This window comes from Flavobacterium sp. KH_001 (assembly GCF_057840745.1).
This window is the reverse complement of record NZ_CM174520.1, coordinates 1957221-1980097: the sequence shown is the minus strand read 5'-3', so window position 1 is coordinate 1980097 and position 22877 is coordinate 1957221. Positions and strand designations below refer to the sequence as shown.

Annotated in this window: 20 protein-coding genes; 10 read left to right on the top strand and 10 right to left on the bottom strand. The window is 32.8% G+C overall.

All coding sequences use genetic code 11. The features are described from left to right. Positions 1 to 14: 14 nt before the first annotated feature. The 5 genes from clpX to AC3ITQ_RS08565 all read right to left on the bottom strand — a co-directional run bounded on the left by clpX (position 15) and on the right by AC3ITQ_RS08565 (position 5081). The gene (gene clpX / locus AC3ITQ_RS08585) at positions 15 to 1247 is read right to left on the bottom strand and encodes an ATP-dependent Clp protease ATP-binding subunit ClpX (RefSeq protein WP_489238057.1); all 1233 of its coding nucleotides are present in this window, start codon (positions 1245 to 1247) and stop codon (positions 15 to 17) included. Positions 1248 to 1408: 161 nt separating this feature from the next. Beyond that, positions 1409 to 2083: an ATP-dependent Clp endopeptidase proteolytic subunit ClpP gene (gene clpP, locus AC3ITQ_RS08580; RefSeq protein WP_194657997.1), complete on the bottom strand. Its 675-nt coding sequence runs from the start codon at positions 2081 to 2083 to the stop codon at positions 1409 to 1411. A gap of 312 nt (positions 2084 to 2395) precedes the next feature. Next, a complete protein-coding gene (locus AC3ITQ_RS08575) occupies positions 2396 to 3718 on the bottom strand; it encodes a trigger factor (protein WP_489238055.1) in 1323 nt (440 codons plus the stop codon). Positions 3719 to 3834: 116 nt separating this feature from the next. Continuing rightward, positions 3835 to 4179 carry a phage holin family protein gene (locus AC3ITQ_RS08570; protein ID WP_072975434.1) on the bottom strand — a complete coding sequence of 115 codons (345 nt, stop codon included), beginning with the start codon at positions 4177 to 4179 and terminating at the stop codon, positions 3835 to 3837. A 137-nt stretch (positions 4180 to 4316) separates the two neighbouring features. Then, a complete protein-coding gene (locus AC3ITQ_RS08565; protein WP_489238053.1) occupies positions 4317 to 5081 on the bottom strand; it encodes an alpha/beta fold hydrolase in 765 nt (254 codons plus the stop codon). A gap of 221 nt (positions 5082 to 5302) precedes the next feature. On the opposite strand from AC3ITQ_RS08565, the gene AC3ITQ_RS08560 reads away from it, so the two are divergent. Continuing rightward, entirely contained in the window at positions 5303 to 6676 is a 1374-nt protein-coding gene (locus AC3ITQ_RS08560; protein WP_489238051.1) for a hypothetical protein, read from the top strand. Positions 6677 to 6727: 51 nt separating this feature from the next. Here the strand turns inward: AC3ITQ_RS08560 and AC3ITQ_RS08555 are convergent, their stop codons facing one another. From AC3ITQ_RS08555 to AC3ITQ_RS08545, 3 genes are all read right to left on the bottom strand, one after another. Further along, entirely contained in the window at positions 6728 to 7582 is an 855-nt protein-coding gene (locus AC3ITQ_RS08555; RefSeq protein WP_489238049.1) for a DUF4249 domain-containing protein, read from the bottom strand. 3 nt (positions 7583 to 7585) lie between these two features. After that, the gene (locus tag AC3ITQ_RS08550) at positions 7586 to 9865 is read right to left on the bottom strand and encodes a TonB-dependent receptor plug domain-containing protein (RefSeq protein ID WP_489238047.1); all 2280 of its coding nucleotides are present in this window, start codon (positions 9863 to 9865) and stop codon (positions 7586 to 7588) included. A gap of 79 nt (positions 9866 to 9944) precedes the next feature. Beyond that, entirely contained in the window at positions 9945 to 10658 is a 714-nt protein-coding gene (locus tag AC3ITQ_RS08545) for a pyridoxine 5'-phosphate synthase (RefSeq protein WP_489238045.1), read from the bottom strand. A gap of 116 nt (positions 10659 to 10774) precedes the next feature. On the opposite strand from AC3ITQ_RS08545, the gene AC3ITQ_RS08540 reads away from it, so the two are divergent. From AC3ITQ_RS08540 to murI, 8 genes are all read left to right on the top strand, one after another. Next, the gene (locus AC3ITQ_RS08540) at positions 10775 to 11434 is read left to right on the top strand and encodes a CBS domain-containing protein (RefSeq protein WP_375034316.1); all 660 of its coding nucleotides are present in this window, start codon (positions 10775 to 10777) and stop codon (positions 11432 to 11434) included. Between the two features lie 104 nt (positions 11435 to 11538). Then, the gene (locus AC3ITQ_RS08535; RefSeq protein ID WP_489238043.1) at positions 11539 to 12423 is read left to right on the top strand and encodes an NAD kinase; all 885 of its coding nucleotides are present in this window, start codon (positions 11539 to 11541) and stop codon (positions 12421 to 12423) included. A 173-nt stretch (positions 12424 to 12596) separates the two neighbouring features. Beyond that, positions 12597 to 13280 (top strand): type IX secretion system protein PorG, encoded by a 684-nt coding sequence (porG, locus tag AC3ITQ_RS08530; protein ID WP_489238041.1) that lies wholly within the window; start codon positions 12597 to 12599, stop codon positions 13278 to 13280. Between the two features lie 4 nt (positions 13281 to 13284). Then, the gene (uppS, locus tag AC3ITQ_RS08525) at positions 13285 to 14025 is read left to right on the top strand and encodes an undecaprenyl pyrophosphate synthase (RefSeq protein ID WP_194657986.1); all 741 of its coding nucleotides are present in this window, start codon (positions 13285 to 13287) and stop codon (positions 14023 to 14025) included. Next, entirely contained in the window at positions 13958 to 16717 is a 2760-nt protein-coding gene (locus tag AC3ITQ_RS08520; protein WP_489238039.1) for a BamA/OMP85 family outer membrane protein, read from the top strand. The genes uppS and AC3ITQ_RS08520 overlap by 68 nt, the downstream gene beginning before the upstream one ends. A gap of 48 nt (positions 16718 to 16765) precedes the next feature. Next, entirely contained in the window at positions 16766 to 17782 is a 1017-nt protein-coding gene (locus AC3ITQ_RS08515) for an OmpH/Skp family outer membrane protein (RefSeq protein ID WP_489238037.1), read from the top strand. A 15-nt stretch (positions 17783 to 17797) separates the two neighbouring features. Then, the gene (locus AC3ITQ_RS08510) at positions 17798 to 18301 is read left to right on the top strand and encodes an OmpH/Skp family outer membrane protein (protein ID WP_489238036.1); all 504 of its coding nucleotides are present in this window, start codon (positions 17798 to 17800) and stop codon (positions 18299 to 18301) included. A gap of 155 nt (positions 18302 to 18456) precedes the next feature. Next, entirely contained in the window at positions 18457 to 19233 is a 777-nt protein-coding gene (gene murI, locus AC3ITQ_RS08505) for a glutamate racemase (RefSeq protein WP_489238034.1), read from the top strand. A gap of 5 nt (positions 19234 to 19238) precedes the next feature. On the opposite strand, the gene bamG is transcribed toward murI, so the two are convergent. Together bamG and AC3ITQ_RS08495 are read right to left on the bottom strand one after the other, a co-directional pair. Then, positions 19239 to 20474: a BamG family beta-barrel-assembly machinery protein gene (gene bamG / locus AC3ITQ_RS08500; protein WP_489238032.1), complete on the bottom strand. Its 1236-nt coding sequence runs from the start codon at positions 20472 to 20474 to the stop codon at positions 19239 to 19241. After that, on the bottom strand, positions 20475 to 21803 hold the full coding sequence (locus AC3ITQ_RS08495; protein ID WP_489238030.1) for a DUF4270 family protein: 1329 nt from the start codon (positions 21801 to 21803) through the stop codon (positions 20475 to 20477). It lies immediately after the preceding gene. 311 nt (positions 21804 to 22114) lie between these two features. Between AC3ITQ_RS08495 and AC3ITQ_RS08490 the strand changes: the two genes are divergently transcribed. Then, the gene (locus AC3ITQ_RS08490) at positions 22115 to 22876 is read left to right on the top strand and encodes a DUF6268 family outer membrane beta-barrel protein (RefSeq protein ID WP_489238028.1); all 762 of its coding nucleotides are present in this window, start codon (positions 22115 to 22117) and stop codon (positions 22874 to 22876) included. The last annotated feature ends 1 nt before the right edge of the window (position 22877 follow it).

The following is a 22877-nucleotide window of genomic DNA, read 5'->3' as shown; positions in this document are numbered from 1 at the left end:
AAATCAATTGCTAATTAAGAAGCAATTTCCATTCTTTTCAGTAAGTTTTTACTCAAAGTATGTCTTGCATAATCTTCATCGATTGTCAGGACTTTATCGTCTGAGCTTGGCAATTCATACATAGCATCTGTCAAAATTGCTTCACATAATGAACGCAATCCTCGAGCTCCTAATTTGTATTCTAAAGCTTTGTCTACAATAAAATCTAATGCTTCATCTGTAATGGTAAATTCAACATCATCCATTAAGAATAATTTTTGGTATTGTTTTACCAAAGCATTTTTTGGCTGAGTCAAGATCGCACGCAAAGTTTCTTTATCTAAAGGATCCATGTGTGTCAAAACCGGTAAACGGCCAATAATCTCCGGAATCAATCCAAAATCTTTAATGTCTTTTGGAATTATATATTGTAATAAATTATCCTTGTCGATGTTATCTACGTTTTTAGACGTAGAATAACCAACTGCCTGACGGTTTAAACGTTTTGAAATAATACGCTCAACGCCATCAAAAGCTCCACCGGCAATAAACAAGATATTCTGCGTATTTACCTCAACAAATTTTTGATCTGGGTGTTTACGTCCTCCTTTTGGTGGTACGTTAACAACTGTTCCTTCTAATAATTTCAATAAAGCTTGTTGTACACCTTCACCAGAAACGTCACGAGTTATTGATGGATTATCGCTCTTACGGGCAATTTTATCAATTTCATCAATAAATACGATTCCTCTTTCTGCTTTAGCTACATCGTAATCAGCAGCTTGTAATAGACGTGTCAAAATACTTTCAACATCTTCTCCTACATAACCTGCTTCAGTAAGTACAGTTGCATCAACAATAGCCAAAGGAACGTCTAACATTTTTGCGATAGTTTTAGCTACCAATGTTTTTCCGGTTCCGGTTTGACCTACCATAATGATATTACTTTTCTCAATCTCTACTTCATCATCTAATTGCTGTTGCATTAAACGTTTGTAGTGATTGTAAACCGCAACTGACATTACTTTTTTTGTCTGATCCTGACCAATAACATATTGATCTAAGAAAGCTCTTATTTCTTTTGGCTTCTTTAAAATTAAGTCACCAACTAATTTTGCGCTTCCACTTGATTTTAATTCTTCTAATACAATTCCGTGTGCTTGTTCAATACACTTATCACAGATATGTGCATTAATACCAGCAATCAATAAATTAGTTTCTGGCTTCTTTCTTCCACAAAACGAACATTCTAATACTACTTTTGCCATTCTTTACTTAAGTTACTAAGCTGCAAAGATACTAAGTTTCTGAGCTTTTTAATTTAAAACTTAAAAACTTAGCCCTTTACAGCTTAATATTTTTATTTTATTTTTCAATTGACAGAGAAAACTTTAAGACTTAGTATCTCTGCAACTTAAAGACTTTAGAATTATCCTCTTCTTAATACTTCATCAATCATTCCGTATTCTTTAGCTTCGTCAGCTTTCATCCAGTAGTCACGCTCACTGTCTTTATGTACTCTTTCGAAAGTTTGTCCTGAATGGTGTGAAATAATGTTGTATAATTCATCTTTCAGTTTCAACATTTCACGTAAGTTGATTTCCATATCAGTTGCAACACCTTGTGCTCCTCCCGATGGCTGGTGAATCATTACTCTTGAATGTGGCAAAGCCGAACGTTTTCCTGCTGCTCCTGCACATAATAACACAGCACCCATTGAAGCTGCCATACCTGTACAAATTGTCGCTACGTCTGGTTTGATATATTGCATGGTATCATAAATTCCTAATCCTGCGTAAACACTTCCTCCCGGAGAATTTAGATAAATTTGAATATCTTTTGATGCATCAGCGCTTTCTAAAAATAATAACTGAGCCTGAACGATATTAGCGATTTGATCGTCGATACCAGTTCCTAAAAAGATAATTCTGTCCATCATTAATCTTGAAAACACGTCTAATTGAGAAACATTCAGCTGACGTTCTTCAATAATGTATGGAGTCATGTTTGTTGGGTTCATCGCTGCTACGATTTTATCGTAATACATTGCGTTTACTCCTTGGTGCTTTGTAGCAAATTTTTTGAATTCTTTACCGTAGTTCATATTTTAAGTGTTCTAAGTTTTACGTAATATCTGTATATTCTTCCATCAAAGGTTATACCTCTTTATAAAGGATGTCAATTTGTCTTATTTTAAAATTGTTTCAGGTTTCAAGTTTCAGGTTTATTGAAGTTCGAAAACTTGAAACAAATAAAAGAGCGTCAAGAAAAATCTCTTGACGCTCAAATATAACTATTTTTTATCTTTCAATATCTGTAATAAAATCTTAAAATTTGAAATAAAACCAATTGGCTGTACTCCTAACTTTTGACTTTATAACTTTTGACTTTATAACTTTTGACTTTTTGACTGAATTTATTCTCCGTAAGACGCAGCGATAAATTCTTCGTAAGTTACTTCTTTAGTTGTTGGATTTGCTTTTTCTTTAAACACTTCCAATAATTTTTCAGCAACTACTTGCTCAGATAATCTTTTTACCTCTTCCTGGTTAGATAAAACTCTTGCAACAATTCCCTGAACTTCTTCGTCAGTTGGATTTGTTTGACCAAATTGAGCCATTTGTTGTCTGATAGCGTTTGTTGTAAAAGCTTTCAAATCTTCAAATGTAATTTGGATATTACTTTGAGCCATTGCTTTTCCTTCGATTAATTGAAAACGCAAACCTTTTTCAGATCTTGCGTATTCAACTTCAGCTTCTTCTGCAGAAAGTTTTTTCTCTCCAACAGTTTGCAACCATTTTTTCAGGAATTCAGCTGGTAAATCAAATTTTGTATTTTCGATTAAGAAATCCTGAACATCTAATAATAATTTTTGATCTGCTTGTTGCGCGAATTGAGCTTCAGCATCTTCTTTAATTTTAGCTTTCAAATCTTCTAAAGAAGCTACTTTTCCTTCACCAAAAAGTTTATCAAATAAATCCTGGTTTAATTCAGCCAATTCAGCTCCGTTGATAGCCTCGATAGTAAAGTTTACTTCGATATCTAAACCGTGAACATCATCATGACCAACTTTTAAGTAATCCATTAATTGGTGATCATCTTCGAATAAACCTTTTGTACTTACTGTTACAACATCACCAACTTTTTTACCGATGAATTTATCACCTGCTTTTTTGTTGAATGTAGATACAGAAATTGTAGTTGTATTGTTGATACCTTTTTCTTCGTTAGAGAAAGTTCCTGTCAAATCAGAATCAGCTTCAACTTTATCTTGTGGAATTGCTTTTCCAAATTGTTTTTGGATACGCTCTACTTGTCCGTCGATTAATTTATCATCAGCAGTAACGATATATTTTACGATATTATTTTTTGCTTCTAAATCAATTTCGAAGTTAGGAACCAAACCAATTTCGTATTCGAAAGTTAGCTCTTCAGCATCCCAATCAAAGTTTTCGTTTTCTTTAGCAAGAGGAGTTCCTAAAAGATTTAATCTTTCAGATTGAACAAAACGCTCTAAAGCCAAATCAACTACTTTTTTAACTTCTTCCTGCTTAATTGCTTTTCCATATTGTTTTTCAACAAGGTCTTTAGGAACTTGTCCTTTTCTAAAACCTTTAACAGTAGCCAATGGCATTTTTTCGTTTATTCTTTTTGCTACTTGACCTTTATAATCCATGTGAACAACTGTCATTACAATCGTTTCATTCACAGCGTCTATTGCTACTCTTTTAATATCCATCTTCTTCTTTAATTTACATAATAAAATTGGGTTGCAAAATTATAAAATTTTTGCAACCCAACCAAGTTTTTAATGTATTGTATTTGAAGTGGTTTTAAACCCACTTTTATTTCAATTTATTTATCGTCTCCTAATATTTTATAAGTAATAGATTGAAGTATAGATAAGATGATACTAAAGAATAAAGCTGTCCAGAATGTATCAACTGCAAAACCCCCTACTATATTAGTACAAAGCAGAATAATGATGGCGTTAATTACCAATAAAAACAATCCTAAGGTAATGAATGTAACCGGCAAAGTTAGGATTACCAGAATTGGTTTTATAAAAAGATTTAATAATCCCAGAACTACTGCAACGATTACAGCCGTGGCAAAACTGGCAACATGAACTCCTGGCAGAAAATTAGCAATTAGTAAAACTAAAGCCGCGGTAACAAGAAGTCTAAGTATTAATTTCATAGTTTATGATTTAAAAGTTTTAATAAAAGTAGTGAATTTTATATTTACCCACTATCGCATTTTTATTTTTTGCCACAGATTAAAGGATTATAAAGATTTTTAATCTATGGCAAGCCTTTAATCTGTGGCTATAAAAATTATTCTTTTAAAAACTCTGTTGTCATCTCAAAGAACATTTTAGGGTTTTCGGCATGAAGCCAATGCCCGGCATTTGGAATCGTTTCGAATTTTGTATTTGGAAAATGCTGACGTATGGAATCAAAATCAGAATCGGCAATATAACCAGAACTCCCTCCTCTTATGAATAATGTTGGTTTATCAAAAACCAAACCCTCTGACAACGCTTTTCCGATGGCATCCAAATTATTATTAAAAACTTCCAGATTAAATCTAAAAGCCAATTGTCCCGGCTCCTTCCAGTATAAATTTTTCAAAAGAAATTGACGCGTTCCAAAATCAGGAACGTATTGCGCCACGATTGCTTCAACATCATTTCGACTTGGTTTTACTGAAAAGTCAACGGCGTTTAATCCTGCCAAAATATCCTGATGGTGTTGTTTGTAAAATCTCGGACCGATATCTGCCACGATCAACTTATCTACAATTTCAGGGTGTGTCGTTGCAAAAAGCATCGCTACTTTTCCGCCCATCGAATGTCCCAAAATATCAATTCTCGTTAATTGATTTGCCTGACAATATTCAAATACATCTTGCACCATGGCTTCATAACTCCATTCATCCGAATGAAAACTACGACCATGATTTCTTAAATCTAAAATATGAACCTGAAATCCGGCTTCTACGTATTGTCCGGCAAGTGTTTTCCAGTTATCAGACATTCCAAGAAAACCGTGCATAATGATAAATGGCTTTCCTTCACCTTCTATTTTTGAGTATAACATTTGTATTTTGATTTTAAAAACAGAACACAAAGGTAGAAAACTTATCTATTAATCTCTAACAGAACCCATTCTATAAAAATCACATTTACCTTAATTTTATTAAAAAAAAGTTTACAGCTTTACGGTTTCCCGTAATCCCATTTCGATATTAAAATGTACATTGCGCTCGAAAAAATTAAGTCAGAAAAATCCTGATTAGTCATTTAATTAAACCACAAACCATGATTAAAAAAATCCTATTATTATCATTAGTTGCATCTCAACTAACAATCTCATGCTCTAGCGAAGACAGCCCTGAAACAACACCTACTCCAACACCTCCAACAACTGAGCAAACACTAGCTGAACAAATTGCAGAAATTGTTAAACAACCTTACTCTAAATTAACTCCGGAAGATCAAAAAATTAAAGTCGAAGTTGAATCTAATGAAATGCTGGTTCAATTGGACAAATCAAAAAGTTCTGGTGCCATCGAAGCAATTCAAAACTTAGGTCGTTTATTTAAGCTTAAGCACATTGATCTTTTTGATGGAAAAAGTGACAATGGAGTAGAAGAAGTTTTAAACATTTCTGGTGTTTACGGTATTTACACTTGGGATAATACCAACAAAACATGGACAAAAACAGCTTCAACAACTGAATTAAAATTTGTTTTCCCTGCAAAAGGATCTCAAACTGCAAACAATGCAATATTAACATCTAAAAGCACTTCTTCTGATATAAAATTCTCTAATATAGACACGTACGGAGAATGGGGATATAATGACGAAACAGGACATTGGGAATCAACTCCTTCTGTTGTAGATTGGTTTTATTTACCTACTTCTGTAGATGCAGTTTTAACAATTGATGGTAATCCAAGCGCTACTTTAGCTTCAACTGCAAAATATTCGTCTAAAAACAAATCTCCTGAAGAATATGCTTATAAAATAACTTTGAATGATGGTTATACTTGGGAAATGAATGGTAAAAAAGCGGCTGAATCTACTTCAAAAGCATCTTTTACTTATAATGGTAAAAATCTAATCGAATTTAATGTAGGAAGTACTGCTGATATCGATAATTTAATTAATACACCAGAACTTAATCAATACACAGGTAAAGCTAATGGTTTGGTTAAAATCATGGACAACTTTGTAATTATAAGTGAAGCTGACATAGTTAATTTGGGAACTGACAGTGAAAATTTAGAAAAAAGCTTAGTTGACGTTGATTTTGACAACAAAGACTTCTACATTAATGAAAACAGTAATAATTTAAAATATTCTCAAGGTACTGCTGCTAGTTTAAATAAAAACATAAAAGCAATTTTAGCATCTAAAAAGGATGGAACTAAAATAGCTGATGTTGTTGTGCACTCAGAAGAAGATGGAAGTTATCATCCACTTCAAAAATGGGTTGTAGATGCTACTGATTCTAATGGTGGTTACTGGACTTATGATGAGAATTCAACAATCGAAATTAAATATTACACTGAAGTATATTATTTAAAATTCAATGACAATACTGAAGTTGCAATGAGTGTATATTTTTCAAAAGGATTTGAAAATCTAAATACAAAATTTAAAGACTTTTATACTTCTTTCAAGAAATAAAAATCTTTTAAAAAACAACTTAAAGCCGATTTGAAATCATTCAGATCGGCTTTATTTTTTTTGAGGTGTTCTAAGAATTAAAGTACTTTGACCATATCCTGCCCAAATACCTATTCCTCCTTTTATATTAGATTTCAAACTCGCATTTGCCGGATATATTGGATTTTTACTGTTTACAATTTCGTTTTGCCAACTGTTCCAGAAATCTAAAGCTTCTTTATCCTGAGTTCTTAATTTTACATAAATCAAATCTCCATCTTTAAAAAAAGGTGTAAATTTTGTTTTGGGAAAAAGTAAAATCCCTCTGTTTACTTGTACCGAAACTTGAGAGGCACTAAAATTTTTGTCGTCTAAATTACCATAAAACGAAGGAACAAAAATAGGTTCTTCACCATCAATTTTTGTCGCAATCTGATAGTAGTTTTTCTCATTTACAGGATCATCAAACTTTACAAAAACATAACCTGTAGTATCTGTCTCAACTTTCTTAATATATTCAGCGCTTTTAAGCGGGACCGATTTTGGGACTTTGGTTACTGCTGTCACAATTCTATTTAAATATTCAATTTTAAGCGAATATTCTTTTCCTGCTTCTGCTTTTAAAGTTGACCCAAAATACACAAATGGCGGCACTCTGTTCTTGTCATTTTTAACTCTTAAAACCTCTGAGTTTTGTCCGTCAGAAATCGTGATTTTTGCGGATCTTATTACATGATTCAAAACACTTGTAGAATCAATTACATCAGTAACAGGAATACTGCTTGATAGTAAGACCTGCGGGTAATCGCCTTCTTCAATCCATCCTTCGACCACAAGTTTAGATTCCAAACTTTTCTGCTCACTAACATTATCACTTGAGCAACTCGTTATTATGATGGCAAAAACAAATAGTAGATATTTTTTCATTTTTTAAAATTTAAATCTCCAGCTTATTGAAGGCAAAATTCGGTATAAAACTTTCTCTTCCTGTTTTACAATTACACTATCTTTATTCTCACTTACCTGAACATTCAACACGACATAAATTGGATTTGCAATATTGAATGTATTATAAATTGAAAAGTTTAGCGCACTTTCCTTTTTATTGGTTTTCACGAAAAAATAATTTACAGAAAGATCGGTTCTAATATAATTTGGCATTTGCGCATTGTTATATCCTGAATATTCTTTGACCGGATTATTATTGATGAAATACCAGGAAGTTGGCATTGTAAATCGGTTTCCTGAACTAAAAACCTGAGTTATACCGAAATTCCACTTTGAATTAAGATCGTACATTCCCACTACCGAAAGATTATGCCTCCTGTCGTATTTGGCAAAATAGGTATTTCCATTATTAAGCTCATCAAAATTTCGATTAGACCAGCTTAAGGTATAACTCAACCAACCTGTAAATTTTCCGTTGCTTTTTCGGAGCATCATTTCTAGCCCATAGGCTTTTCCTTTTCCAACCAGTAAATCATTTTTTAAGGTTGTTGTTTCATTAAACTGAGTTACTCCGTAAGGATATTCGAGTAAATCTTTCATAGAACGATAAAATCCTCCCAAAGAAGAAGTCCAGTTCCTGGAAATATTCTGATTTGAACCAATAGAAAATTCATTTGAAGATTGCGGTTTTATTCCATCAGAACTGGCGATCCAAAAATCGGTGGGAATTCCAACACTCGAAGTTGTGATCAAACTCAAATATTGATATTGTTTGTTGTAAGATCCGTAAAAAGAATACTTTTCATTCGCCAAATAATTTAGCAAAACCCGAGGCTGAAAATGCAAATAAGAATCCTGTGAACCTGAAGTATAATAATTGATTCTAAGTCCAAATTCTGCTGTGATATTATTAGATAACTTTGGTTTTATGGTAGTAAAAATTGACGCCTCATTAGCATTAATCAAACTATTTTGAGATGCATTGTTAGTTGTTGTCAAATTTTCGACGTTTACCTTTTGAGGTTGTAAATCGTGATAAACATATTGAAATCCTGATTCAAAAGGAATATTTTTAATTGAATATTGAACCGCATTAGTAAAACCAAAATCTTTTACATAAGACGAAACTTCGAACTGAATTGTTGCCTGTTCCATATTCAAATCATTTGAATATTGACTGAAATACACAGAATTCGACATGCTTACTTTAGGAGAAAGTGTAGTGATTAAAGTTGGTGAAACCGTAAAATTACTCCATTTTAAACTCGTTCTAAGTGCCAGATTATTATCCCTGATTTTCAACTCGTCTCCGCTGACAAATGCGTCTACAGAAAAAAGATTCCTTTTTGAAATTTGAGAAATGAAAGTGAAATTTCCATCTGAAAAACCATATTTCATATCCTGAACATCATTGTTTTTTGACCCGGATTTCAATATGGGCGCAACAATTTCATCAATATACGTTTTCCTTCCAGAGATATAAACTCCTGTTTTTTCAGTTAAAGGAATGGCAAAATTTAATTGTGAGGCCAAAATACCTACATTCCCCTGAATAACAAATTCCGATGGTGTTTTTTTGTTCGGAATCAAAAGCGTTGTCGAACTTAATCGTCCTCCGTACTTTGCATTTGAACTTGATTTATCAAACTCAACCTGTTGTATATGATCCGTGTTATAGAAGGGAAAAATACCTAACAAATGCGACATTCCATATACGGGAGTTCCATTGTACAAAATAGCATTATGACCCGGATCGCCACCCCGAACATACAAATAACCATTTGCATCACCTGAATTCTGAACACCGGGTGTCAATTGCAAAAGTTTGATAATATCTGTAGTCCCCAAAACAGTGGGAACTGATGACAACTCTTTTAAATTAAAAGACAACTTGCCACCTGAAAGCGCTGTTATACCACTTTTCTTGGTATTTGCAACAACAACCTCATCCAATATAGAAAAATCTTTTTCTAAAATTATGGAAAGTAAAGTATCTTTTTTAAGTTCAAAACTGATCTTTCTCTCTAAATAACCTAAGGCATTTACCTGAAGATGAATAATCCCAGGCTCCAATTTTGAAGAAAAATTACCTAAGGAATCTGATATACTATAAAAATTCTGATTATTGGATTGAATTAAGATACCGGAACCAACCAGATTTTCTTTTTGAGAAGATTTTATCTCCCCCTGTATAGCGGCTTTAGACTGCGCAAATACATTGAAAAAAGAGAGAGAAAAAAGGAAAATTATAATTTTTGACACTAGACTTTTAATAAGAAAAGTGCGAAAATACACAATTATAACCCAATTATATCAGGTTATAATTGTTTAATTTTTAATATTATTTTAGTTTATTCAAATACATATTTACCACATTATCCAAACCAAGATAAATGGCCTCAGAAATTAAAGCGTGTCCAATAGAAACCTCCAATAATCCTGGGATATTTTGTTTAAAAAACTGAATATTATCCAAACTTAAATCGTGACCTGCATTTATTCCCAAATCTAATTTGTTTGCTAACTCGGCAGCTTTTACATAAGGATCTATTCCACTTTTATTTCCTAAAGCATACTCATGCGCAAATGCTTCAGTATATAATTCAATTCTGTCGGTTCCTGTTTTTTTAGCACCTTCGATCATTTCCAAAATCGGGTCAACAAAAATCGAAGTTCTAATTCCATTACGTTGAAATTCCTGAATAACCTCTGTTAAATAATCCTGATTTTTTATTGTATCCCAACCTGCAGAAGAAGTAATTGCTCCAATTGCATCAGGAACCAACGTAACCTGAGTTGGCTTACATTCTAAAACCAAATCAATAAAATTATGCTGAGGATTTCCTTCAATATTATATTCAGTATAAACTATGGATTTTAAATCTCGTGCATCCTGATAACGTATATGACGCTCATCTGGACGTGGATGAATAGTAATTCCCTGCCCGCCAAATTTCTGGATATCGCTGGCTACTTTTAATAAATCAGGAACATTTCCCCCACGTGCGTTTCTTAAGGTTGCAATTTTATTGATATTTACACTTAACTTTGTCATATAAGTAGATAATTAATTCTAGTAACACTATATTTGTTACGACAAAAATACAAAGTAAAACGTAGCAGTTTTTGCTATTTTTTGATTATTTTGCATCAAATATCTCCAACTGATTTATGACAGAAATTACCAACTATATCACAAACGATTTTCGAGCAATTGATAGTCAGGAAACGATAGCCTCGGTTCAGGACTTTTTTGCCGATGTTAATTTTTCGCATTTTCCGGTTTTGGAAAACAATATTTTTATTGGAAGTATTGCTTCTGATGATGTTGAAACTTTTGATACTGATAAAAAAGCGATTGATTACAAATACACTTTAGAACGTTTCTTTGCCAGAAAATCAATGTTGTGGCTTGATGTTTTAGAAGTTTTTGCCAAAAACCACACTAATACAGTTCCGGTTATTGATGAAAATAATACCTATGTAGGTTATTATGAGATGGAAGACATCATGAAATTTTTTCAGGAAACTCCATTTTTAAAGGAACAAGGCGGTATTATAATTGTTCAAAAAGGACTTTTGGATTATTCAATGGGTCAGGTAACCCAAATTGTAGAAAGTAACAATGGTAAAATCCTGGGTTGTTTTATATCTGAAGCTGATTTAGAAAATGTTCAAATAACAGTAAAAATTGGCGTTGGACCAATGAATGAAATTATTCAGACATTTCGACGATACAATTATGAAATTGTCTCAGAACACCAGGAAGATGCCTATATAAATAGCTTAAAAGAACGATCCGACTATTTAGACAAATACCTGAACATATAAATCAGAAAATTAGATAATGTGTCAGTTAGATAATTCTACCCTCACATTTATCTTTTTTTTTAATAGACACATTATCTAATAGACACATTATCTAATTAAAAAGAATGAAAGTAGCCATATACGGACAGTATTATCAAAACAGTACCGAACCTATTATTAAAGATATTTTTCAGTTTTTCAAGTCCAATAATGTAGAAATGGTAATTGAAGAAACTTTCCTGAAAATGCTTTATGAAAAAGAGCTTATACAAAAAGAATACAAAACTTTTTCATCCAGTACTTCTCTAGACAGCAGTTTTGAAATGCTTATTAGTATTGGCGGTGACGGGACTATATTGAGAGCAGCAACTTTAGTTCGCAACTCTGGTGTGCCAATTTTAGGTATCAACGCAGGAAGATTAGGTTTTTTGGCAACAGTTCAAAAAGAAAAAATTGACAGCTTTTTGCAATTTGTAATCGACAAAAAATATACTACTACAGAAAGAACATTATTGAGTCTGACTTGTGAACCACAAAATGATGCCATTGCAGAAATGAATTTTGCCATGAACGAAGTTACGGTAAGCCGAAAAGACACGACTTCGATGATTACGGTTGAAACTTACCTGAATAATGAATATTTAAATTCATACTGGGCAGATGGCTTAATCATTTCAACACCAACTGGTTCAACAGGATATTCCCTTAGTTGTGGCGGACCAATATTAACACCGAATGTAGCAAGCTTAGTAATTACACCTATTGCCCCACACAACTTAACAGCAAGACCACTAGTAATTCCTGATGACACCGAAATAAAACTTCGTGTTTCCGGAAGAGAAGATCAATATTTAATTTCGCTGGACTCCAGAATTTCATCCGTAAAAAATGAATCTGTTTTAACCATCAAAAAAACAGATTACAAAATAAAAATGGTAGAAATCCCAGGCGAAACCTTCTTAAAAACCTTGAGAAACAAATTGCTTTGGGGAGAAGACAAAAGAAATTAAACCTTTTTCTGACACCACACTATACGATAATACCACATTTTCCCGTTCTGCATGTAGTGAATCATCATTAAATGTCTCAAAATCATATCGTAAATTGAAAAAAAAGCACATTTAACTAAAGGAACGTTGATTCGTATCGATAATTATTATATTTGCACGCAATTTTGAATTAAATGAAGAAAATTTTTAATTTATTGTTATGTTTTTTCCCCTTTATCACACTAAATGCTCAAATCAATGAGATAGGTGTTTTTCTTGGTGGAAGCAACTTTGTAGGTGACGTAGGAAGCACAACTTATATTGCCCCTGAAAAATTAGCTTTTGGTGTTTTGTATAAATGGAATAAAAGTCCTCGCCATTCTTATAGATTCTCGTATACACAATCTAATGTATCAGCTAATGATGCCGCTTCAGACGAAACAGGAAGAAACAAAAGAGGCTATAGTTTCAGCAATACAATTAAAGAAGTATCAGCTGGATTAGAATTTAATTTTTTTGATTTCAATTTACATGAATCTGGTTTAAAAGTCACACCTTACGTTTTTTCGGGTTTAAGCTTTTTCAATTATAGAGAATTTTACAGAGATCCCTCTACCAACCAGCTAACAAAAGGACATTACGACAGTTCACTTGCTATACCTATTATATTAGGAGTAAAATCAAACATAAGCAGACGTCTTGTTTTAGCTGCAGAAGTTGGAGCGCGCTATACATTTGCAGACAACATAGACGGAAGCAATCCTGAAGAGGATAGTGCTTATCGTTTTGGAAATTTAAATAATAATGACTGGTATGTCTTTTCAGGTATTACTTTAACCTATACCTTTGGACAAAAACCTTGCTATTGCGCAGAATAATACAATGAACCTAATAGACTCTATAGACAAAACAAACTTACCTAAACATCTGGCCATTATTATGGACGGAAATGGACGTTGGGCCAAACAACAAGGCTTTCTGCGTGCTTTCGGTCATGAAAACGGAACCAAATCGGTAAAAAAAACAATTACTACTTGTGCCAAACTTGGTATAGAGTATTTAACCCTTTACGCTTTTTCAACAGAAAACTGGAATCGACCTAAACTGGAAGTTGAAGCTTTAATGAAAATATTAATTAATTCATTAAAAAAAGAACTGGTTACGCTGCAGGAAAACAACATTAGACTTAACGCAATTGGAAATCTTGAAAAGTTACCAAAGTCAGCTCAAAAAGAACTTCTTGACGTTATTGATAAGACAAAAAACAATACGCGTCTCACTCTAACTCTGGCCTTAAGCTACGGATCACGGGAAGAATTGGTAAATGCTGTTAGAATCATCAGTGATAAAGTTAAAAATAATATAATTTCATTAGACACTATTGACGATTCAATTATAAATGAGCATCTTTACACGCAAAATTTACCTGATGTAGATTTATTAATACGAACAAGTGGAGAACATAGAATAAGTAATTTTTTGCTTTGGCAAATAGCCTATGCAGAATTATATTTTACTAATGTCTTGTGGCCAGACTTTAAAGATCAAGATTTATATGAGGCTATTATTAGTTATCAAAAAAGAGAACGTAGATTTGGAAAAACCAGTGAACAAATTAAATAATTTTTTAGTGTTACAAAAAAGAATACAAATAGTCTTTACCCTACTTCTTTTGGGTAGTTTTTCACAAATAAAAGCACAAGAAAGAGTCCCTTTTGATCAAGGAAAAAAATATATTCTTGCTAAAGTTTCTGTTGTTGGTAAAATAAGCTTCAATGAACAAACTGTTGTTACTTTTTCTGGACTTCAAAAAGGACAGGAAATAACTGTACCAGGTGAAGAAATAAGTGGCGCAATTAAAAAATTAGGAAAACTTGGCCTATTTGATGAAATTGCTTTTTATGTAAATAAAATTGAAAATGACAGTATCTATTTAGATTTGGATATCGTCGAGCTTCCTAAATTAAACGAAGTTAAAATTGTTGGCGTTAAAAAGAGTAAAATAGAGGGACTAATTAAGGATAACAACCTGACAAAGAACAAAATTGTCAACGAAAACCTAATTACAACCACGAAAAATTACATAGAAAACAAATACAAAAAAGAAGGTTATTACAACACTAAAGTAACTATAACTAATACTCCAGATACTACTGCCGGAAATCAGGTAAATATGCTTGTTCGTATAGATAAAGGCGATAAGGTAAAAATAAGCAGTATTGATTTCACAGGAAACAAACAACTTACTGACTCTCAATTGAGAGGAGCGATGAAGGATACAAAACAAAAAAATGTTTTCCGTGTTTTAAAAGCTTCAAAATTTATTCCTGAAAAATATAAAACCGATTTAGAAAAGGTGATTGCAGCCTATAAAGAAAAAGGATATCGTGATGCCCGTATTATCTACGACTCTGTTACTTACAACAAAGAGAAGAATATGCTAGCGATCAAAATTAATATGGAAGAAGGAAATAAGTACTACTTTGGAAATATTAAATTTTTAGGAAATACCGTTTATTCTGACCGTACTTTAAATGGCTTTTTAGGAATTAAAAAAGGAGACACCTATAATGGGGTTTTACTTGAAAAACGAATTGCAGACAATACTAAACCTGATGCAGAAGATATAACTAACCTCTATCAAAATAATGGTTATTTATTTTCAAAAATTAACTCTGTAGAAGTAAGAACAGTTAACGATACAATTGATTTTGAGATCAGAGTTACTGAAGGTCCGATTGCATATTTCAATAAAATATATGTAACTGGAAACGACAAAACTAATGACCATGTTATTTATCGTGAATTAAGAACCAAGCCAGGTGAAAAATACAGTAAAGAACAATTAGTAAGAACAATCCGTGAAATCGGTCAATTAGGATTCTTTGATCCTGAGGCTATCAAACCTGAATTCAGAAATGTAGATGCAGGAGCAGGAACAGTAGATATTGAGTACCAAGTGGTAGAAAAAGGATCAAGTCAGGTTGAACTTCAGGGAGGTTACGGTGGAGGTGGCTTCATCGGAACGTTAGGGCTTTCGTTTAATAACTTTTCTGCAAGGAACATATTCAAAAAAGAAGCCTATAAACCTTTGCCAATGGGAGATGGCCAAAAAGTAGCCCTTCGTCTACAAGGGAGTACTTATTTCCAAACCTATAGTTTGTCATTCTCAGAGCCTTGGTTTGGAGGAAAAAAACCAGTCCAATTTAGTTCATCTATATCATATAGTAAGCAGTTCAATAATAATTATATTACCAGAACTGTTGATAAAAGCCAAAGTTTTAATATTTTTACAGTACAAGTTGGTTTAGCTAAACGTCTTACAGTACCAGATGATTATTTTGTGCTATCACAATCTGTGAGTTACCAACATTATGATTTGAATAATTATTATACAGGATTATTTACTTTTGGTAACGGAGCATCAAGAAACTTAGCTTATACTATAGGACTTTCAAGAAGTAATAAAGGGGTAAATCCAATTTTCCCAATGTATGGTTCTGAATTTAGTATTTCGGCAAAAGTAACACCTCCATATTCATTGTTTAATGGAGTTAATTATGCTGACTTACCAAATCAAAAAGAATATAAAATGCAGTATACCGGAGAAAACACTTCTGGAGCTAATAACCAACCATTAAACAACGGTGATTATGTAAAGGTAGCAGGTACAAACTCATCAGGTCAGCCTTTATATAACAGTGTTGGATCTGATTATGCAAGTGCCGATACCGATCAGGCTAAAGTTGACCAGAAAAAATATAACTGGCTAGAATATTACAAAGTAAAATTTAAAGCTGACTGGTATACCAAAGTTTATGGCAAACTAGTATTACGAACATTAACAGAATTTGGTTTCTTAGGAGCTTATGATCAGGCAAGAGGAGTAGTGCCTTTCGAACGTTTCTATTTAGGTGGAGACGGAATGGCAAACTACTCAATGGATGGTAGAGAAACAATTCAGTTGAGAGGTTATCCAAACAACTCGTTAACTCCAGTGAATGCTGCAGGTGAACAAATTGGAGCAACAATTTATAACAAATTCTCAATGGAATTACGTTACCCAATTACATTGAAAGCGTCAGCGTCTATTTACGCATTAACGTTCTTGGAAGCTGGTTCATCTTATCCAACATTTAAAGATTATAATCCGTTTGACTTAAATCGTTCGGCAGGTGTTGGTTTACGTGTATTTATGCCTGCATTTGGATTGTTAGGTATTGATTTTGGATATGGATTTGATGCACTTCCGGGATCTGTTACTAATAAAGCAAACGGTTGGGAAACGCACTTTATCATTGGTCAACAATTTTAGTCCAATTTTTAGTACATTTGGCTAAAAATTTGAAAATAAAGTAATGTTATGAGAAAACAATTTTTATTTATATTTTTAGCCCTGATTGTAGCAAATACAAGTGAGGCTCAGACAAGAACCACTCGAATTGGCTATATCGACATGGAATACATTTTGGAAAATGTTTCTGATTACAAAGAAGCCACAGCTCAACTAGAATTGAAGGCCCAAAAGTGGAAACAAGAAATTGAAGCCAAAAAAATAGATATAAATACGCTTAAGGAAAGTCTTAAAGCAGAAAAAGCTTTATTGACCAAAGAGCTTATTGATGAAAGAGAAACTGAAATTAAATTTCTCGAAGATGAAATGCTGGATTATCAGCAAAAGCAATTTGGTTCTAATGGAAATTTAATTCATCAGAAAGCAGCATTGGCAAAACCAATACAGGATCAGGTTTTTACTGCTGTTCAGGATATTGCTGAAGCTAAAAATTACGATTTCATTTTTGATAAATCATCAGATTTGACAATGCTTTTCAGCAATAAGAAATTTGATATCAGCGATCAGGTCATTCGTATTTTAAACAGAACTGATAAACGCGAGCAATTGACTAAAAAACAATTGAAAGATCAGGAAGCGAAAGAAAGTAAAGAAAATGCAATTGACGAAAATCCGGCGATGGCAGACCGCCAAAAAGCGCTTGACGAGAAAAAGGCAGCGAGAGAAAAACTAATTGAAGACAGAAGATTAGAACAAGAGGCCAAGAAAAAAGAATATGACGACAGAAGAAAAGCAATATTAGCAGAAAGAGAAGCCAAAAAAAATGGCACGGTTTCTGAACCTGCAAAAACAACTGAAGCCACAAAAACAACTGAAACAGGCACTGATGCTACGGCCAAGCCTGCTGGAACAGGTGAAACACCAACAACTGAACCAGCTGTAAATAAGGCCGAAGAAAGACAAAAACTTTACGAGCAACGTAAAAAAGAATTAGAAGAGAGAAGAAAGAAAATACTAGAAGAAAGAGAAGCGGCTAAGAAAGCAAAAGAAGCCGAAACACAAAAATCAAATACGACCAATAATTAATTAATATTTTTAAAAATGATGAAACAAATCAAAACTTTACTAATTGCTGCCATACTAATTTTAGGAGCAAGTAACACAATGAATGCACAGGCTAAGGTAGCCCATGTTGATGTTAGCGAGATTATGTCGAAAATGCCTGCAATGCTTGATGCTCAAAATCAACTACAAAAATTAAGTGCTACATATGATGCTGAATACAAAAAAATGATTGATGAATATCAAACTAAAATCAAAAAGTATGAAGCTGAAGCTGCAACTGTAACTGAAGCTGTAAATGCAGAGCGTTCTAAAGAAGTTCAGGATATGCAAGGAAGAATTACTTCTTACAGAGATAATGCTCAAAAAGAATTACAACAAAAAGATTCTGACATCGTAAAACCAATTATGGAAAAAGTAAAAGCTTCTATCCAAAAAGTTGGAAAAGCTAAAGGATACCAATACATATTAGATGGTTCTACTTTAATCTTAGCTGATGGTCCAAACATTACTGCTGATGTAAAAAAAGATTTAGGGTTTTAAAAAAAACGGATCTCCTATTATAAACTGCCCAAATTTTAAAAAAAGTTTGGGCAGTTTTTTTTGTATATTAATTTAAAATTAAAAAACAATAGTATTCTCTAATTTCAGTTTACTAAGGATATAAATCTATTTCAAAAAAATACTAAATTTGTAGTATGACGAACAACAATCCTATAGGCGTTTTTGATTCCGGTATTGGAGGAACTTCCATTTGGAGCGCCATTCACGATCTACTCCCAAACGAAAAAACTATATATTTAGCTGATAGCAAAAATGCTCCGTATGGTCAAAGAACCAAAGAAGAGATTGTCGCTCTAAGTAAAAAGAATGTTGATTTTTTACTTCAAATGAACTGTAAATTAATTGTTGTAGCCTGTAATACTGCAACAACAAATGCAATTCGAGAACTTCGAGCAACTTATGACATTCCATTTATAGGAATTGAACCTGCAATAAAACCTGCAGCTAATAATTCAAAAACGCAAGTAATCGGAATTTTAGCTACCAGGGGAACATTAAATAGCGAACTGTTCAATAAAACTGCCGAAATGTTTCAGCATACTACAATTATTGAACAAGTTGGTCACGGCCTTGTTCAGCTTATTGAAGACGGAAACCTGAACTCGCCAGAAATGACTCAATTATTAGAATCATACTTGCAACCAATGATTGATGCTAATATCGACTACCTGGTGTTAGGATGCAGTCATTACCCCTATTTGATTCCACAGATCAAAAAAATCCTCCCTGAACATATTCAGATTATTGATTCCGGAGAAGCCGTGGCTCGTCAGACACAAAATATTTTGCGCGAAAAAGTTGGATTCTCTGATAACAAAAAAGGCGAGCCTGAATTTTATGTCAATTCAGATCCCGCCGTTTTAGAGTCTATATTAAATTATAAGTATCCGGTAATAAAAAAAGATTTTTAACTCCCCTATTCTATTTTTCGTTTAACGAACCAGATTCCATCTAATGATAAATTAAGGGATATTTTATGGTAATTTTCTTTTATTAGATTATCTGAAATTTTTCCCTTTTGACCATAAGAGTAGGAAATATTTAAAGCTGAATAAGTGTTTTCTATTGGAAGAGAAAGCCCAATAGAGATAGCTGCGTTATTTACGCGTTTACCATCAACCTCAAGATAACCGGTATCAAAATTTGCTCCCGCTGCATACTGAACACTATCCCAATATTTTCGAAAATTTTTTTTTGCTTTATAGGTAAATCCAAGTGCAAATCTATCCTGATTTACAAAATCGCCATATAATTCAGATTGATTGGAATCGTTCCATAAACTTTTTTCGTAATCTAATGTCATATTCAGATTATTCCTAAAGCGCTTACTAATCCCCACTCCAACCTCTAAAGGCATATAATAATCATCTGTATCAGAGGCAACATCTGATTCTATAGTAGTCACAACCTCATCCGTAATAGTTTGAACCGTCTGAACTTTAGATGCCTTAATTTGAGTTGGCATTTTAAGCGTTGAACCAATTGTGAACGTAGAATCAATTTTATACTGCGCTCCTAAAGTCGCGCGCAAACCATTATAATCTGTCTTTTTATGGATGTTTGTAACTGAACTTACTATTAAAGAAGTGCGATCATCAGTTGTATTCCCAAATAATAAAGCGGCTGAGACTCCAACTGACAACTTTTTTCCAAATCGATATCCGTATGAAAAATCAAAATTATTTAATCCTCCGGAACCAGTAGCCGTCAGGTAATAATACTCCTGACTGTTTTCAATTGGTAGTTTTAAATTAGAAATTTTGAATGTTGCACTCGAATATGGTCTCAAAGCAACACTAAAACCAGATTTCTTTGTAACTGGAAAAGCAAAAGCAATATGCGAAAATTGAAAATTATTACGATTCTCTGTTCTCGAACCACTCTGATAGGTTGTTGCGATAGCTTTGCCTCCAATATCAAACATAAAATGATTTTGGGGTAAATACCCTAATGAGGATGGATTCAAATTATTAATAAATGTGTCTGATGGCAAAGCAATTCCAGACGATCCAATAGAAGGGATTGCCCCAAAATCAGAATCGTATAAACTCCCAACTCCATATAATGAATAAGGTGAACTTGAAATACTTTGGGAAAATGAAGTCAACGACATCAATATGGCGCCACTTAAATAAACTATTTTACTTTTCATTTAATAAGAGATGTAATAAATTTTAAGTTGAATTTTATTGTCCGTATGTTTTTGATCTCCCAAAACAATTCTGTTTACAGCTTTAGAAATTCCTGGTAACGTCAGAATAAGAGAGGATCTGGAATCAGATTGTTTCCACATTTCTTCTTGTAGAAAACCACCAATAGGAATTACATACCCAACACTTTCATTAAATTCATCGCTTTTCTTATTTAAAGTACCATATACATAGGTTCCTGCTGTATTTTGTAAAGAACCGCTTATTCTATTTAAATTATCGGCTACATAAACTTTCAAAGAATCGGCTAAAGGATATTGCTCTGAATAGGAATTATTGACAGGTTTTAAAAGTAACTCTGCATTAACAATAGCACCTTTATCTGAAATATACTTCAGTTGTTTAATATTTGGAAAATCAATTCTGCAGGCTACACCAGTTCCAGATTGAATAAACCCTTGTCGATTTGTAAGCGAACTTGATAATTTACTACTCGAAATGGGTAAATTTTGAAGTAAGGTTCCTGTTTTATCCAAAGAAATAGAATTAAACTGTTTTGATGCATCCGAAATTGTAAAATCAACTACATAAGGCGTCTCTTCTGTATCTGCCTGATATTTTGAATAATACAATCTAACTTTACTCATTCCCGCTTTAAAACCAACTACACTCGAAGAATTCGAAGCTGAAGAAACCAATACAAGTCCTTTCAAATATTCTGAAAAACTATCAAAATCTGTAATTTCCCTTTTCTTTAATTTTTGAAAAATTGCTACACCAAATTCATCATTCATTTTTATTGTAATAGAATCCTTTTCAGTAGGTCTTGGTTTATACGAGATTGTACCAATACTTTCATCACTATAACTCAAAACAGAGTTATTATAAAAACTGTCGTCCTCAGTATTTGGTTTTACTTTCTGAGTCAGACGATGAATATCAAAAGTTTGCACTTTTGTAGTATCGCCATAATAATAATTATCATATTTCAGAATCATTGCAATAGAATCAAAAACATAATTTGTTGTTTCGGTGTCTGACCCTCCATTATTTAAGCTATAAGTGCTTGGGGTCAGCTGAAAATAACTATCAGACTTTACTTTCCCAAAAATTGGATCATCATAATTCCCAATTAATATCCGGCTCTGACTAGAAGTCACAAGCGAATCAAAATTTATAGTTGACATTTCGACCGTCACAGTATCAATCAAAACAACTTTATTACTTAAAGCTAAATAATCTGACCCTACAACAAATTCGCCGGCATCCGTATCTGTACCACATGAAAGCATTGTGATAAGAAAAAACAACATTAGTATAAACTTGTGCATAATAAATTTTTTGGACAAATATAAAATGCACTCCTCTGCACCACACTATAACATATACGACATAGTATTTTTATACTATAAATAGCAGTAAACCATCTACAGTAGCATTTAGACCATAAATACTTCATTCGGCCGTAAAAAAGGCTCTTTTGTCTATCAAAACGCCCAATACATATATCTTCTTTTTTTAAAAAACATTAGGCACCTACTTTTGGGCCAATAAATAAGTAATGAAAATACGGTTTCTAATATGTTCGCTTTTTACAATTTCATTTTTTAGTCTGAAAGCTCAAGATAATTTTTCAGTAAATATGAATTTAAAAACAGAACCTACAGATAAAATTAATTTTAACGAGACTGGTATTAGCTTCAAAGTCAATAAAGAAATAAATAGCAAAAGCAAAATATCGAATTCGTTAGAATATGCACACCTGAATGTCAATTATGAAACAGAAGATTTTGAATCGCTTGAAAATCCGACTCAATTTAATCAATTACAAAATCAATTTAAGTTTACACAAAGTATTACACAAACAACAAAATTGGATTTTACTATAACGCCGACAGCAAATTTTCAGCGAAGTTTTGATATCTCTGATGTGACAATTTTAGGAAGTTTTGCGATTAATCAGCATTTGAATTCTAATACAGATTTAAACATTGGAGTTTCGAGAACAGCGGCTTTTGGTTACCCTAAGTTCATACCGATTTTGGCTTTAAATTATAAAATAAATAATGAAAGCAGTTTATCAATAGGTTTTCCAGATTCTAAAATAGAATATTCAAATAATACCCGGAACAAGTTCAGCTTAAGCAATATTTTTAATGGTAATTTTTACAATTTAGATTCACAAATTAATTTAAACAAACAGGCTACAAAAGCGAGTTTATCTCAAATGACCTCGGCAATAGAATATGAAAGAAACGTAGACCGAAATTGGTTTTTAAATTTTAAAGCTGGTTATAATTTTAATAAAAAGTACATACTTATTGACAATGACGATCATGAAGTATATGATTTTAACACCGGTAACGGATACATTTTAGGCATTGGGATCAAATACAAACAATAAA

Bases quoted from the DNA above. Each gene is read 5' to 3' on its own strand.
- clpX (WP_489238057.1), bottom strand. From the start codon at position 1,247: ATGGCAAAAGTAGTATTAGAATGTTCGTTTTGTGGAAGAAAGAAGCCA.
- clpP (WP_194657997.1), bottom strand. From the start codon at position 2,083: ATGAACTACGGTAAAGAATTCAAAAAATTTGCTACAAAGCACCAAGGA.
- AC3ITQ_RS08575 (WP_489238055.1), bottom strand. From the start codon at position 3,718: ATGGATATTAAAAGAGTAGCAATAGACGCTGTGAATGAAACGATTGTA.
- AC3ITQ_RS08570 (WP_072975434.1), bottom strand. From the start codon at position 4,179: ATGAAATTAATACTTAGACTTCTTGTTACCGCGGCTTTAGTTTTACTA.
- AC3ITQ_RS08565 (WP_489238053.1), bottom strand. From the start codon at position 5,081: ATGTTATACTCAAAAATAGAAGGTGAAGGAAAGCCATTTATCATTATG.
- AC3ITQ_RS08560 (WP_489238051.1), top strand. From the start codon at position 5,303: ATGATTAAAAAAATCCTATTATTATCATTAGTTGCATCTCAACTAACA.
- AC3ITQ_RS08555 (WP_489238049.1), bottom strand. From the start codon at position 7,582: ATGAAAAAATATCTACTATTTGTTTTTGCCATCATAATAACGAGTTGC.
- AC3ITQ_RS08545 (WP_489238045.1), bottom strand. From the start codon at position 10,658: ATGACAAAGTTAAGTGTAAATATCAATAAAATTGCAACCTTAAGAAAC.
- AC3ITQ_RS08540 (WP_375034316.1), top strand. From the start codon at position 10,775: ATGACAGAAATTACCAACTATATCACAAACGATTTTCGAGCAATTGAT.
- AC3ITQ_RS08535 (WP_489238043.1), top strand. From the start codon at position 11,539: ATGAAAGTAGCCATATACGGACAGTATTATCAAAACAGTACCGAACCT.
- porG (WP_489238041.1), top strand. From the start codon at position 12,597: ATGAAGAAAATTTTTAATTTATTGTTATGTTTTTTCCCCTTTATCACA.
- uppS (WP_194657986.1), top strand. From the start codon at position 13,285: ATGAACCTAATAGACTCTATAGACAAAACAAACTTACCTAAACATCTG.
- AC3ITQ_RS08520 (WP_489238039.1), top strand. From the start codon at position 13,958: ATGAGGCTATTATTAGTTATCAAAAAAGAGAACGTAGATTTGGAAAAA.
- AC3ITQ_RS08515 (WP_489238037.1), top strand. From the start codon at position 16,766: ATGAGAAAACAATTTTTATTTATATTTTTAGCCCTGATTGTAGCAAAT.
- AC3ITQ_RS08510 (WP_489238036.1), top strand. From the start codon at position 17,798: ATGATGAAACAAATCAAAACTTTACTAATTGCTGCCATACTAATTTTA.
- murI (WP_489238034.1), top strand. From the start codon at position 18,457: ATGACGAACAACAATCCTATAGGCGTTTTTGATTCCGGTATTGGAGGA.
- bamG (WP_489238032.1), bottom strand. From the start codon at position 20,474: ATGAAAAGTAAAATAGTTTATTTAAGTGGCGCCATATTGATGTCGTTG.
- AC3ITQ_RS08495 (WP_489238030.1), bottom strand. From the start codon at position 21,803: ATGCACAAGTTTATACTAATGTTGTTTTTTCTTATCACAATGCTTTCA.
- AC3ITQ_RS08490 (WP_489238028.1), top strand. From the start codon at position 22,115: ATGAATTTAAAAACAGAACCTACAGATAAAATTAATTTTAACGAGACT.